Source organism: Arthrobacter sp. AOP29-A2-19, from assembly GCF_058138025.1.
The window spans coordinates 2,930,018-2,942,923 of record NZ_CM176894.1; the positions used below are offsets into that span (position 1 = coordinate 2,930,018).

11 protein-coding genes are annotated in these 12,906 nt (G+C 70.7%); 6 read left to right on the forward strand and 5 right to left on the reverse strand.

The features are described from left to right. Window positions 1-125: 125 nt before the first annotated feature. The 5 genes from AC3ZJJ_RS13535 (at window position 126) to AC3ZJJ_RS13555 (ending at window position 5,952) form a co-directional block, all read left to right on the forward strand. Complete coding sequence (locus tag AC3ZJJ_RS13535) at window positions 126-587, forward strand: DUF4189 domain-containing protein (protein WP_489892336.1); 462 nt, start codon at window positions 126-128, stop codon at window positions 585-587. Between the two features lie 48 nt (window positions 588-635). Beyond that, window positions 636-1,658, forward strand: a complete 1,023-nt coding sequence (locus AC3ZJJ_RS13540) for an LLM class flavin-dependent oxidoreductase (RefSeq protein WP_489892337.1) — start codon at window positions 636-638, stop codon at window positions 1,656-1,658. 87 nt (window positions 1,659-1,745) lie between these two features. After that, complete coding sequence (locus tag AC3ZJJ_RS13545; protein WP_489892338.1) at window positions 1,746-3,098, forward strand: type I glutamate--ammonia ligase; 1,353 nt, start codon at window positions 1,746-1,748, stop codon at window positions 3,096-3,098. Window positions 3,099-3,152: 54 nt separating this feature from the next. Continuing rightward, window positions 3,153-3,584: a DUF3592 domain-containing protein gene (locus AC3ZJJ_RS13550; RefSeq protein ID WP_489892339.1), complete on the forward strand. Its 432-nt coding sequence runs from the start codon at window positions 3,153-3,155 to the stop codon at window positions 3,582-3,584. Window positions 3,585-3,690: 106 nt separating this feature from the next. Continuing rightward, window positions 3,691-5,952 carry an HNH endonuclease signature motif containing protein gene (locus AC3ZJJ_RS13555; protein ID WP_489892340.1) on the forward strand — a complete coding sequence of 754 codons (2,262 nt, stop codon included), beginning with the start codon at window positions 3,691-3,693 and terminating at the stop codon, window positions 5,950-5,952. A 79-nt stretch (window positions 5,953-6,031) separates the two neighbouring features. On the opposite strand, the gene AC3ZJJ_RS13560 is transcribed toward AC3ZJJ_RS13555, so the two are convergent. Genes AC3ZJJ_RS13560 through AC3ZJJ_RS13575 form a run of 4 tightly spaced genes read right to left on the reverse strand, consistent with a single transcriptional unit; the run spans window position 6,032 to window position 10,645 of the window. Further along, complete coding sequence (locus tag AC3ZJJ_RS13560; RefSeq protein ID WP_489892341.1) at window positions 6,032-7,693, reverse strand: thiamine pyrophosphate-binding protein; 1,662 nt, start codon at window positions 7,691-7,693, stop codon at window positions 6,032-6,034. Between the two features lie 16 nt (window positions 7,694-7,709). Beyond that, window positions 7,710-8,948, reverse strand: a complete 1,239-nt coding sequence (locus AC3ZJJ_RS13565; protein WP_489892342.1) for an NAD(P)/FAD-dependent oxidoreductase — start codon at window positions 8,946-8,948, stop codon at window positions 7,710-7,712. Window positions 8,949-8,951: 3 nt separating this feature from the next. Beyond that, window positions 8,952-9,275, reverse strand: coding sequence for a 2Fe-2S iron-sulfur cluster-binding protein (locus AC3ZJJ_RS13570; protein WP_489892343.1), 324 nt, complete (start codon window positions 9,273-9,275; stop codon window positions 8,952-8,954). Window positions 9,276-9,319: 44 nt separating this feature from the next. Then, window positions 9,320-10,645, reverse strand: a complete 1,326-nt coding sequence (locus AC3ZJJ_RS13575; RefSeq protein ID WP_489892344.1) for a cytochrome P450 — start codon at window positions 10,643-10,645, stop codon at window positions 9,320-9,322. A gap of 131 nt (window positions 10,646-10,776) precedes the next feature. Here AC3ZJJ_RS13575 and AC3ZJJ_RS13580 point away from each other — a divergent pair, with 131 nt between their 5' ends. Next, the gene (locus tag AC3ZJJ_RS13580) at window positions 10,777-11,673 is read left to right on the forward strand and encodes a LysR substrate-binding domain-containing protein (RefSeq protein ID WP_489892345.1); all 897 of its coding nucleotides are present in this window, start codon (window positions 10,777-10,779) and stop codon (window positions 11,671-11,673) included. Between the two features lie 22 nt (window positions 11,674-11,695). Here the strand turns inward: AC3ZJJ_RS13580 and AC3ZJJ_RS13585 are convergent, their stop codons facing one another. Further along, window positions 11,696-12,901, reverse strand: a complete 1,206-nt coding sequence (locus AC3ZJJ_RS13585; protein WP_489892346.1) for a heparan-alpha-glucosaminide N-acetyltransferase domain-containing protein — start codon at window positions 12,899-12,901, stop codon at window positions 11,696-11,698. Window positions 12,902-12,906: the final 5 nt, after the last annotated feature.

Genomic DNA, 12,906 nt, shown 5'->3' on the forward strand with positions numbered 1-12,906 from the left:
CCGAAGACCGCTCGCTCCGCCTCCCATGGCGAAAAAGACGCCTGGGCGCGCCCGTGCGCGGGCGTGGTTCCGGCGTCGTTCATTTTGCGGGCACGTCCCCGCCGATTGAATGTGAGGAACCTAAAATGAGGACCACAAACGGGCGAAGGCGTCCGTTGACCATCGTCGGGCTGCTGCTGGCCCTCGTGTTCGCGACGGGCGGCGTCACGGCGTCGGCCGCGCCCGTCGTCGCCCCCGACTCGGTGACGCAGGCGACGGACGCTCCCGCCGCCGACCGGTACCTGGCCGCGGCGTTCTCCCCGTCCACGCGCGGCTGGGCGCTGCGCTGGTCGTCGTCGCTCGATTCCGCGACGAGCGGGAGCCTGGACAACTGCAACCTGAATCAGTCGGACGGCGCATACGACTGCGTCTACGCCGGCTACACGCTGAACGGGTGGCTCGCCCTGGCCGATTCGGAGAACGGGTCGTGGGCCTACTCCGCAGGCGCGTCCGCCACCTACGCGGGCAAAAACGCGCTGGCCTGGTGCAATTACTACCAGGGCAAGAACTGCTACATCGTGTTCAACAGGCACGCCCACGAGAAATAGCACGATCGCCACGGAATAGGGGCGGCCGCCGCCGCGTTGGCATTCGGCGTGAAGAACATCGGATTCCTGTCCTTCGGCCACTGGACCGACCATCCGCAGTCGGGAACGCGCAGCGCGTCGGACGCCCTGTTGCAGGCCATCGATTTGGCCGTCGCGGCCGAGGAGCTCGGAGCGGACGGCGCCTACTTCCGGGTCCACCACTTTGCCCAGCAGTACGCGTCGCCGTTCCCGCTGCTCGCCGCGATCGGCGCCCGCACCAGCCGCATCGAGATCGGCACCGGCGTGATCGACATGCGCTACGAAAACCCGCTCTACATGGCGGAGGACGCGGGCTCGGCCGATCGGATTTCCGGCGGCCGGCTGCAGCTGGGCCTCAGCCGGGGCTCGCCAGAGCAGGTCGTCGACGGATGGCGGCACTTCGGATTCTCACCGGCCGACGGCGAGTCCGACGCCGACATGGGCCGACGGCACACCGAGCGCCTGCTCGAGGTGCTCAAGGGCGAAGGCTTCGCGGAGCCGAGCCCGCGGCCGATGTTCCCGAACCCGCCGGGGCTGCTGCGCGTGGAGCCGCACTCGCCGGGCCTGCGCGAGCGGATCTGGTGGGGCTCCGGCTCCAATGCGACGGCGGTGTGGGCGGCGAAGCGCGGCATGAACCTGCAGAGCTCCACGCTCAAGGACGACGAGAGCGGCAAGCCCTTCCACGTCCAGCAGGCCGAGCAGATCGAGCTCTACCGGCAGGCCTGGAGGGAGGCGGGGCACCAGCGCGAGCCCCGCATCTCGGTCAGCCGCAGCATCTTCGCCCTGACGGACGAGCGCGACTGGCAGTACTTCGGCCGCGACCGCTACAGCTCGGACCAGATCGGCAACATCGACGAGAAGACGCGCGCGGTCTTCGGCCGCTCCTACGCCGGCTCCCCGGACGAGCTGGTCGCGAAGCTGGCCGAGGACGAGGCGATCGCCGCCGCGGACACCCTGCTGCTCACGGTCCCGAACCAGCTCGGCGTCGACTACAACGCCCACGTCATCGAGTCGATCCTGAAGCACGTCGCGCCGGAGCTCGGCTGGCGCTGACCCGCGGAAAGCCTCCGGGCTGAACGTTGGCGGAAACCGTCCCGGCCTACCGGTGCGCCTGGCCGGTTGCTGGCCCATCATGGATGTGTGTCCACGGAAACGGGAAGCTCCGGGCGCGACCGGATCGGCGGCGTTGTGCTGGAACTCAAGTCCGCCGGCGTCGTACTGGTGGTCGGGACGGTGGTGGACTTCGCCGGCGTGACCCGCTGCAAGGCGGTTCCGCTACGCCGGCTGGCCGACTTCCGCGACGTCGGCATGGGCGCGGCGCCGTCGTGGAACGTGTTCTGCGCCGACAACAACCTCGCGTTCACGTCCACCATCGGCGTCACCGGCGACCTGCGGCTGCGGCTGGACACGGACCGGCTGCGACACATCGATGCCGGCCTGGCCTGGGGACCCGCGAACTTCCACCACCAGGACGGCAGCCTGTCCCCCCTATGCTCGCGCGGACGCCTCGCTGCGGTCGCGGACGATGCGGCAAGCCACGGGCTGGCGCCGCTCGTGGGCGCAGAACTGGAGTTCGCGCTGGCCGCCACGGACGGCACCCGGCTCCCGAAGACCGCGTGGACCGCCTACGGCGTCAAGTCCGTCGTCGACCACCGCGAGTTCCTCCTGGACCTCGCCTCCACACTGGCGCGGGCCGGCGTCTGGCCGGAACAGATCCACGCCGAATACGGCGAGGACCAATTCGAGGTCTCCCTCCCGCCGGCGCCGCCGGTGGCCCTGGCCGACGCGTGCGTGCTGGCTCGGATCCTGATCGGGATCGTCGCCGCGCGCCACGGTATGGCCGCCTCCTTCTCCCCGCTGCCGTGGGCGGGCGGATCCGGAAACGGCGCGCACCTCCACCTCTCCCTGGCCCGCGCGGGCCGGCGGCTTTTCGAGGGCGGCGACGGACCGCACGGCATCACGCACGACGGCGGGGCGGCCATCGCTGGGATACTCGCCGGCCTCGGCGACTTCCTGGGTGTCTACGCCGGGTCCGTCGTCTCGTCCCAACGCCTCCGCCCGAGCAGTTGGTCCGGGGCCGCGGCCTGCTGGGGGCTGGAGAACCGCGAGGCGGCCGTCCGCTTCGTGGCGGGCACGGCCGGCAACCCGCGCGGGGCGAACGTGGAGCTGAAGGTCGTGGACCCCAGCGCGAACGTGTACCTCGCGGCGGCGGCGTTGCTGGGCTCGGCCCTGAACGGCATCCGCGCCGGGATGGCGCTTCCGGCGGAGGTCAGGGTCAATCCGGCGGACAGCCCGGACCGGGACGCCCTTGCACTTGATACCCGGCACGCCGCGGTCCTCGCGGCGCTGGAGGACTCGGAACTGGCCGCGCGGGTCCTGGGGCCGGACATCGTGGAGGGTGTGGTGGCCGTGCGCCGGCATGAACTCGAGCGGTACGCGGACTGTTCGCCCGAGGAGATGGCCGAGGCGTTCCGTTTCGCCTGGTCGGTCTGACCGTGACGCCGGTGGGGCGGCAGGTAGGGTTTCAGACGAGGCCAAGGGGGCAACTTGAGAACCGCGATGTACATCGTTTGGGCGCTGTTCGTTGTCGGTGTGGCCTGGACCCTTGTGCACTTGATCCTCAAGGCCAAGCGCCACGAGCGCCGGATCGCCGACTGGCCGCGCACGCGCGCCACGGTCACCGGAAGCCGGACCGGCTGGAGCGGCGGCATGGGCAACTCCAGCCGGAGCCTCCGCCACTACCCGTACTACCAGTTCACCGACCCACGGGGAGCGGTGTTCAGCGGCGCATCGGAGGAATCTCTTCGCAATAGGCCGCTGCCGGGATCCTCGGTGGACGTGGCGTACGATCCGGCCGATCCGGCAACCTCGTTCGAGGTCCCGTCAAGCAACATGCTGGGTCTGGGATGCGCGACGGTGGCCTTCGCGGTGATCCTAAGCCTGATGTTCTGGTTTATCGGCGTGTTTCCGCTGCTCTGACGGGGTCAGCGCCTCGTCCGCGATTCGGAACCGCGCGCGATGATGGAGTTGTCCACAGTGATCCGGCCAAGGCCAAAGCGTCGGTCTTCTGTTCTACGATTGAATTATGGACGCGAACGAAGATTCGATCAGGGTTGGCGGGTGGATCCTCACCCCCGACCCCGACGCGCGCACCAGGAACGCCGGCACGAAGCTGGAACAGGCCGAACAGCTGAGGCGCTTTGCCGAATCTCGCTTCCACCGGGCAATGGTTGCCCTGCACGACGACGCCCAACGCAAGGCTCCGCCGCACCTGGCTGCCCTGGAATCCAACCCAGGCATGGCGATCTCCACCCGAACCGGAGAGCTCGTCACCCGCATGGGCTTCGAGGCGGCCGTCGCGCACATCGCGGTCGTCCAGGGCGTGCCCGCATGGACCGCCGAACGTTCGCTGAACCGGGCCGAGGCCCTCGCCGCCGACCTGCCGGAAGTGTTGGAAGCCCTATCCACCGGCCGCATCGGCACAACGCACGTCGAAGTGATCGCCGACCAGACGCTCCGCATCACCCCGCGCGCCATCCCGGCCCCCGACGAAACAGACCCCGCCGCCGTCGACACGTGGTTCCGCTCGGTCGCGGCCGAGGAACGCGCGGTGAAAGCCAGCCGCAACGAACTCGGACGCAAGCTTTTGGACTACGCGGACGGCCAGAACCCCGCCGCCGTCCGCGCCAAGGCCAAACGTCTTCTGGAGAAGTACGACCCGGAGTCGTTCTCGAAGCGTTCGCGCCGGGGCATTGACGAACGGTTTTTTCGCATTGATCCGGGCAGCGACGGAATGGCCTACCTCACGGTGCTGCTGGAAGCGGCCAAGGCGGAGGCGATCTACGACCGAGTCCACCAGCACGCCGAAGCGCTCAAGAACGGGGCAGAAGGCGACGGCGGCGGCGATGACGGCGGCGAGGCGCCCGAATCACGCACCCTGGACCAGCTGCGCACGGACGTCTTCAGCGACCAGATGCTGGCCGGCCCCTACGGCTCGGGTCTTGAAAACGTCCAGGCACACGTGACCGTCACGGTCCCCGCGACTCTCCTTCCCGGCCTCGGCGACGCGAGGCCGGTCGCCGCGGGTTCAGCGACAGCCGGTTCTTCACCCAGCGCCTCGGCGCCCGATGGCCCGGCGACCGGCGCCAGCAACGTCGGCCAGCTGGTGCTGCCCCCAGGCTCGGACGTCCCGACCGTTCAAAGGCTCGGCGCGATAGACCAGGACTCCGCGGCCACCCTGATGTCGAACGCCCCCTCGTGGTGGCGGATCCTGACCGATCCGTTCGACGGCGCCATCATCGACTGGGCGCACGAACGCTACAACCCGACCCCTGCCCAACGCAGGGCCCTGGCCCAGCGCGACCACACCTGCCGCACTCCGGGCTGCAACCGGCAGGCCGCCCGCTGCGAACCCGATCACACCATCGAGTGGCAAGACGGCGGCACCACGGACCTCGGAAACCTGGCACTGCTCTGCAAGAGGTGCCACCGTCTCAAGTCCTTGGGCATCCTGACGATGGCACAGCTACCGAACGGCACCATGGTGGTCTCCACACTCTGGGGCACCACGCGGCAGTCCGTTCCCGAGGCGGCGTGGGCACCCCAAACCGTCGCTGCGCGGGCACCGGTGGACCCGTCGGCGACTTGCCAAACAAAGGATCGCGCGTCGAGTCGCGGGCAGGTGGAGACCGAGGACGAACGGGGTCCGCGGCCTGCGGAACAGTCGTGGGATCCGGAGGAGTCATGGCCGGCGGAGCAGTCGTGGGATCCGGAAGCGTCATGGCCTGCGGAAGAGTCGTGGGATCCGGAGGAGTCATGGCCGGCGGAGCAGTCGTGGGATCCATGGGAGGAGCCGACCCCGCATCCGCCTCCGGACGTCGTCGACCGACTGAATGCCGAGCTGTTCGCGTGGGCCGACGAGAACCTCGAGTGGCCGCCGGACGATGCCGCATCCGCGGCGGCTTCGTGGCTCGACAGCCAGGAGGCCGCGCGCTCGCGAGAACCGGACGATGCCCAACGGCAGGCCGACAGCGATGCCTACGACGCCGCCGGCGGAGAGGACAACGCCTGGCTGCTGGCCGAGCTGCGGCTGATCGACCACACCCCGGACGGCGACCCCGGAAAACCCCGCCGGCGGTACCCTCGTGCCGAGGAACCGACACGTCCCCGGGTCCACGCGATGAAGAAACGTCGGCCCCTGTCCATAAACGGCATCCGCGATCTCGATAGCGACGAATTCGCGGCACGCCGTGGCTGCACTCCCACCGCCGACGCCGTCGATCCGTTCGCGGCGTGGACCGCACCCACTCCGCCCGGTTACACCGAAGGCGGTCCGCCGCCCTTCTAACGCGCGTCCCAACGGGGCGCGGCCAGTGGGTGGTGGCCGCGATGCCGCACGGTCACCTACCGCGACATTGCCCGGACCCCTACTTCTTCTTCAGGGTCAGTTCGATGATCTCGAGGATGTAGGGGGCAACCACGTTGCGGGATATACGGAGATCCACCACGAGGGTGCCGCGGGCGCCGCCGTTCACCCAGCCTTGGACGGCGTCGAGGTCCTCCATCGTATCGACGACGAGGCCCGTCGCGCCGAAGCCCTCGGCGAGCTTCGCGAAGTCGGCCTGCTCGATCTCCATGATCCGCTGGTCCATGCCCTGCGAACCGTACTGGTGGATCTCCGCCCCGTAGCAGGCGTCGTTGAAGACCAGGACGACGGCGCTCTCCGCCGTCCGGACGAGGGAGTCGAGGTCGGGCAGGCCCATGATCCCACCGCCATCGCCCGTGACGACGACGGTGGTCGCACCCGGACGGGCGATCGCGGCCCCGGCGGCGGAGGGCAGCCCGAGGCCGATGGACTGGTACTGGGTTCCGACCATCGTGAGGCTGTCCGGAGCGGGGAGGTCGAAGTAGTAGCTCGACCAGCCGATGAAGTGGCCGCCGTCGGAGACGACCTGGCGGTTGGCGGGCAGGATCTCGTTGAGCCGGGCCATGGCGCTGCGCGGGTCGAGCAGCCCGTCGGGCGCCTGCCCCGTGCCGGTGTCGCGGCTGAAGTTCAGCCGGGAACCGCGCGCCTCCTCGGCCGTCCCCTCCCAGCGTTGGGTGGGCGCGGCGTGGTCGGCGAGCTGTCCGAGCAGCGCGTCCGTCGCGGCGGCGGCGTCCGCCCGGAGGTGCTTGTCCACGCGCGGGTTGGTGGGCGCGGGCGTCAGGTCGATCTGGAGCAGCGTGGCCCCGGCGTCGAATTGGGTGCCGAACGCGGTGGTGAACTGGTTGAGCCCGACGCCGACGGCGAGGACCACGTCCGCCTGCCGGATGAGCTTCGAGGCGTCCTCGGAAGCGAACCCGCCACACACGCCGAGATCGAACTCCCGTCCGGCGAAGGTTCCCCGGGCCGGCGCGGAACTGGCCGTCAGCGCGCCGATGCGGTCGGCGAGTTCGCCGAGTCCCGCGGCGGCGTCGCGGGCTCCCCGTCCCGCGAGAATCAACGGGCGGCGCGCGGCGGCGAGCAGGCGGGCCGCGTCCGCCGCTTCCCGCGGATCGGCAACCTGAACCTCGGCCGAGGCCGGTACCGGCGCGGGTGCGGGCTCGGTGGCGGGCTCATCGGCGGCGGGCGCGGCGGCGACGTCGTATGGGATAAAGAGAACCACCGGGATGCGCTCGTCTTCGGCGAGGCGGAAGGCCTCGCGGGTCGTCGCCGCCGGGCTGAGTGCGTCGACGGTGAGGGTGCGGGCGCCGACGGCGTGGGCCAGCGCGACCTGGTCCACGTCCCACGGCCGGCGGCCGGTGGTCGGCTCGCCGCCGACGACGAACACCAGCGGGGTGCGCGAACAGACGGCCTCGGCCAGAGGGGTCAGGGCGTTCGTGTATCCGGGTCCATACGTGGTGGTCGCGACGGCGGTGCGACGGCTGACGCGCTGGTACGCGTCCGCGGAGGCGACGGTCGCGGCCTCGTGGCGCAGCCCGGTCATGCGGACGCGCCCCTGCCGGGCCAGGGCGTCCGTGAAGTGGGCGTTACCGTTGCCCATCAGGGCGAACACTTCGGCGGTGTGGTCGGCGACGGCGCTGGCAACAACTGCGGAAACGGTGCTCATGGAATGATGTTCCCTCCTAGACGAGACTCGGCGCGAGCGCGCGGGAGAACGCCTTCAGGCTGAACCCGTCGGCGGCCGCTTCCTCCGGCGTCGGGCCCGCGCCCGCGGCGATCAGCTTGCGCGCGGCCATGTGGTCCGCCGGCGAGTTCACGGACTCCACCGCCGCCAGCCGGCCGTCGCGGAAGCACAGGACGGAGAACTTCCCGCCGGCGGGGTCGCCGTTGCGCACGGTCGGGTCGCCCGGAGCGGACAGCCCCGCGATCTGCAGCCGGAACGGGCCCTGCGTGCTCCAGAACCACGGCAGCTCGGCGTATGGCGCCGCCGCGCCCAGGATGGTCCGCGCCGCGTGGCGGCCCTGGTCGGTGGCGTTCTGCACAGACTCCAGTCGCGTCCGCGCCCCGGCGTGCGCGCTCGGGAAGCTGGCGCAGTCCCCGACCGCGAGCGCTGCGGGATCCGCGGTCCGCAGCGCCCCGTCGACGACGATCCCGTTCGCGGTCTCCAGTCCAGCGGCCGCGGCCAGCGCGTCGTTCGGAACGACGCCGATGCCCACCACCACCAGGTCCGCCGGGTAGCGCGTCCCCGCGGTGGAGACGGCGGCGGCGACGCGGCCGTCCGGGCCGGCATCGAAACGCTCGATGCCCTCCCCCAACCGCAGCGCCACCCCCAGACCGGCGTGCGCGGCGGCGAACCAGGCGCCCATCTCCGCGCTCAGCGCCCGGCCCATGGGGCGCGCCGCGAACTCCAGGACGGTGACCCCGCACCCGCGCGCCCGGGCCGCGGCGGCGAACTCCAGCCCGATGAATCCGGCGCCGACCACAACGACGTTGCGCGCGGCCCCGAGCGCGCGGTGGAGCCGTTCGGCGTCGCCCAGGGTCTTGAGCCCGTGCACGCCCTCCAGCTCCGCGCCCTCGCAGGAGAGCACGCGGTTGGCCGCGCCGGTCGCGAAGACCAGGTGGTCGTAGGCGAGCGTCCCGCCGTCGGCCAACTCCACGGTCCGGGCCGCGCGGTCCACGGCGACCGCCGCGGCCCCGGACCGCAGGTCGATGTCCTTGTCCGCGAAGAAGGACTCCCCGCGCAGCGGCAGGGGCGCCGGTTCCTTGCCCTGCGCCAGGTAGTCCTTGGACAGCGGCGGGCGCTGGTACGGCAGCCCGGCCTCCTCCGCGAGGACCGTAACGGCATCGGTGTAGCCGCCCGCGCGCAGCGAGTCCGCGACCTGCAGCCCCGCCTGCCCGCCCCCGATGATCACGACACCCATGGCCTAGACCTGGTCCGCGGGGACGTCGACGACGATCCCGTCGGTCTCGGCCGCGGCCCGGATCTGGCACCCCAGACGGGAATGCTCGGTGCGCTCGGCCGTGGTGCAGTCGAGCATCTCCTCCTCGTCGTCGCCGATCGCCGGCAGCGCGTCGGCGAACTCGGGGCGGACGTAGACGTGGCAGGTGGCGCACATCGCCTGTCCGCCGCACTCCCCCACGATGCCCTCGACGCCGTTGGTCACGGCGGCGCGCATGAGAGACGTGCCGACCTCGACGTCGACGGTGTCGGTGGCCCCGGAGGGCTGGGTGAAGGTGATGGAAGGCATGGTTCTCCTAGGAAAGGGAAGGGAGGGTGTGGGGCGAGGGGTGTCTAGCTCCAGAGGACGGGCATCTTGACCAGGCCGCGGAACACCCAACCCGCGTCGACCGACGCGTTGTCCGGGTCCAGCCGGAGGCCGGGCAGCCGCTCGAAGACGCTCGGCATGGCCACCTGGGCGACCTGCGCGCGCGCCACCCAGGTGCCGGCGCAGAAGTGGGCCCCTCCCCCGAAGCCGAGGTGCGGTTTCTTGGGGCGGTGGATGTTGAAGGACTCCGGGTCCTCGAACACGGCGGGGTCGCGGTTGGCGGCGCCGAGCACAACGCCGACGCGCGAGCCCTGGGGCAGGCGCACGCCCTCCAGCACGGTGTCGCGGGTGGTCTCGCGCGGGTACATGCCGATCGGGGCGACCCAGCGGACGGACTCCTCGAACGCCGTCGCATACAGCTTGGGGTTGCCGGCGATCGAGGCCAACTGGTCCGGGTGGTTCAGCAGCGCCCAGACGGTGGTCGCCAGGACGTCGCGGGGCTCGTTCAGCCCCCCGCCGATGGTCATCTTCAGGTTGGCGCGGATGGCCTCGAGCGGGATGGGCAGGGACGCGAGCCCGGAGAGCAGGGAGTGGTCCGGGTTCTCCAAGAGGTACGGCAGCATCTCGTCGATGGCGGCGTCGACCTCGGCGGAGGACTGCGCGCTCTTGTCCCACACCCCGGCGTCGTCCGCGTAGTTGCCGGTGCCGTCGATCATGGTCTGGCTCCAGCGCTGCATGTCCTGCTGCGTGGCGTTGTGGAACCCGCAGATCAGGCGGAGGTTTTCCGCCGCGTAGGGGGCCGCGTAGTCCCAGACGAAGTCCGCGCCGGGCCCCTTGTCCAGCAGATCGCCCAGGTACTTCTCGTTGTTCGCCTCGAAGATCGCGTTCCAGTGGTTCTTGATGGTGCCCGGGCGCAGCGTGCCGCCGTAGGAGTCGCGGTCCACCTTGTGCTCCGGGTCGTCCTTGCGCAGCATCGAGTGACCCATGGCGCGCTTCATGAGCGAACCGGTCTCGTCGGCGGAGAACGTCTCGGCGTCCTGCTCGATCGTGTGGCAGGCGGCGTAGCCCGTGACCATGTACCGGTTGACCGCGGGGACCCAGTGGACGGGGGCCTCCTCGCGCATCCGGCGGTAGATGGGAAAAGGATCGCGGTAGAGGTCCGAGATGGTGACCCAGTCGGCGACCGGGGCCTCGCGGTCCGGCGCCATCTCCGACGTCGGGCGCGGCGCAGCGTCCGACGTCGGGTGCGCGGCAGGAACCGACGCCAGCAGCGCGGCCCGCTCGGCCGGATCCGCCGGGAGTTCCCCGATGAAGGGGCAGCCTGCGGTGTCCTGTGTTCCCTGGGCGCTCATCGGTGGTCTCCTGGTGGGGTTCGGGCGTCGTTCTCGACGCGGCATGGCGTCACACACCAGTGTGGTGCCCGTCATATCCCCGGGTAAAGTACAAGAATCCGGGCAGCATCCACGGTTTAGGCGAGGTATACATGGCGCGCTACACGCTCCGGCAGCTCGAGGCGTTCGTCGCCGTCGCGGAGAACGGCAGCATCGCCGCCGCGGCCCAGGCGCTGCACGTCTCCCAGTCCGCCGTCTCGGGCGCGGTCAACGGACTTGAACGGGTGTTCGACGCGCAGCTGACCATCCGGCGCAAGGCGCACGGCGTCACGCTCACCGCCGCCGGCCGCTACGTGCTGGACCGCGCGAAGGGCCTGCTGATCGAGGCCACGGACCTGGAGCTGCACGCGGGAGGCGCCGGCGCGGAGCTGCGCGGTTCGCTGACGCTCGGCTGCTACCTGACGCTTGCGCCCACCGTGCTGGCCCGGCTGATCGACCACTACGGCGAGCGCCACCCGCTGGTGGAGCTGGACTTTTTCGACGGCCCGCAGACCGAGGTGCAGAGCCGGCTCGCGGGCGGGCGGCTGGACGTCGCCATCGCGTACGACCTGTCGCTTCCGGCCGGCCTGCTGCGGCGGAGGCTGTACGACGCCGAGCCCTCCGTTGTGCTCGCGGCGGACCACCCGCTGGCGGCGCGGGGCGAAATCTCGCTGGCCGACGTCGCCGCCGAGCCCATGATCCTGCTGGACGTGAACCCGAGCCGCGAGAACACGATGACCATGTTCGACGCCGCCGGCCTCCAGCCCAACATCAGGTTCCGGACCACCGACTACGAGGTCACCCGGTCCCTGGTGGGGCGCGGGAAGGGCTACGCGATCCTGGTGCAGCAGCCCGCCGGCGACCTGTCCTACGAGGGCCGCCCGCTGGTGGTCCGGCCCATCCGGCCGGCCGTCCGGACGATCCCCGTGTCCATCGTCTGGCCCGCGACGGTCCGGCCGTCGCAGGCCGTCACCGCAATGGTTGACCTGGCTACGGAGCTCTACGCCTGAGCCGCGCTTTCCCTGGCGGCGGCTAGGGCGCCGAGTCCCTGGCGTCGTCCTCCGGCGCGGCCGCTACGGTGCGCTGGGACGGCAGGCGGGACAGGGAACCTTGAATGCTCCGCGCGACGACCCGTTCCAGGGGACCCTGTCCACCGCGGGTATTGCGCCAGATGACTGCGAACAGCACGAGCACGGCCGCCTGCACAACGAAGTCGACATTCGGCCGGTCCACCAGCAGTCCCACGGCCAGCATGACCAGGTGCGCCGTGTAGAGGGTGAGCGTCATCGCCCCGGCGGCCGCCAGCGGCACCAGTGCCGAACCGATCCTGTTGGCGAGCAGCAGCATGGCTCCCAGGACCGCCACGGCCAACCCCAAGGTGTTCAGCACTTCGAGCGGCATGGAGGAGTACGGCGAGAGAACCCCGAGCCACCACCAGCTTGTGGTGGTCAGCGCCGGGTCGGGCCCCCACGTGAGGGTGTCGGTGACCATTTCCTCCGTCATCAATCCCCGGTTGGCCTCGATGAGGGACTCGGTGCCGCCCAGAGGGCCCATCAGCAGGACGGAGGCAAGCCACGTGGCGACGGCAAGCCCCGCTCCGCTTGCCAAGAGTCGCGCCTGAACGGAGACGGAGCGCAGGTCCAGCCGTCCAATCGCCATGCCCGCGCAGATGAACGCCATCCACGCGGCGGCCGGGTAGGACCCGGTGAACAAGATGGTGGAGATGGTCCCCCCGGGATCGGACAACAGAGTGCCGAGGTGCGGGTCCAGTCCGTCCTCCGCGGGGAGGTTGTCCCGCACCAGTTGCAGGAAGACCGGTCCGGCGACCGCGAAGGCGGCGGCCACCGCGGCCAGCCTGCGGATCCCCCAGCCGAGGAACGGAATGGCCATCAGGAACATGACCCCGTAGTAGGCAAGGATGATGGCGGCCGGGGGCTCCAGGTACGCGACCAGCAGTCCGATCAGGGCCACGATCGCGGCACGCAGGGCGAGTCCGCGCCTGGCCTGCGCGAGAAGCGCTCCGCTGAGCGGTTCCGTGCCGCCGGACGCGAAGCCGAGGCCGACGCCCGCCAGGGTGGCGAACAGGGCCGCGGACGCGCCGGAGAATACCGTCCAGACGACGGTCGGCTCGAAGTCGTCGTTCCAGGCCGGCAGGATGTGGATGGCCATCATGCCGAGGAGTGCGATGCCGCGGGCGACGTCCACCCCGATGAGCCGCAGTTTCTTGGTCTTGTCCATCGTCC

Bases quoted from the DNA above. Each gene is read 5' to 3' on its own strand.
- AC3ZJJ_RS13535 (WP_489892336.1), top strand. From the start codon at position 126: ATGAGGACCACAAACGGGCGAAGGCGTCCGTTGACCATCGTCGGGCTG.
- AC3ZJJ_RS13555 (WP_489892340.1), top strand. From the start codon at position 3,691: ATGGACGCGAACGAAGATTCGATCAGGGTTGGCGGGTGGATCCTCACC.
- AC3ZJJ_RS13560 (WP_489892341.1), bottom strand. From the start codon at position 7,693: ATGAGCACCGTTTCCGCAGTTGTTGCCAGCGCCGTCGCCGACCACACC.
- AC3ZJJ_RS13565 (WP_489892342.1), bottom strand. From the start codon at position 8,948: ATGGGTGTCGTGATCATCGGGGGCGGGCAGGCGGGGCTGCAGGTCGCG.
- AC3ZJJ_RS13570 (WP_489892343.1), bottom strand. From the start codon at position 9,275: ATGCCTTCCATCACCTTCACCCAGCCCTCCGGGGCCACCGACACCGTC.
- AC3ZJJ_RS13575 (WP_489892344.1), bottom strand. From the start codon at position 10,645: ATGAGCGCCCAGGGAACACAGGACACCGCAGGCTGCCCCTTCATCGGG.
- AC3ZJJ_RS13580 (WP_489892345.1), top strand. From the start codon at position 10,777: ATGGCGCGCTACACGCTCCGGCAGCTCGAGGCGTTCGTCGCCGTCGCG.
- AC3ZJJ_RS13585 (WP_489892346.1), bottom strand. From the start codon at position 12,901: ATGGACAAGACCAAGAAACTGCGGCTCATCGGGGTGGACGTCGCCCGC.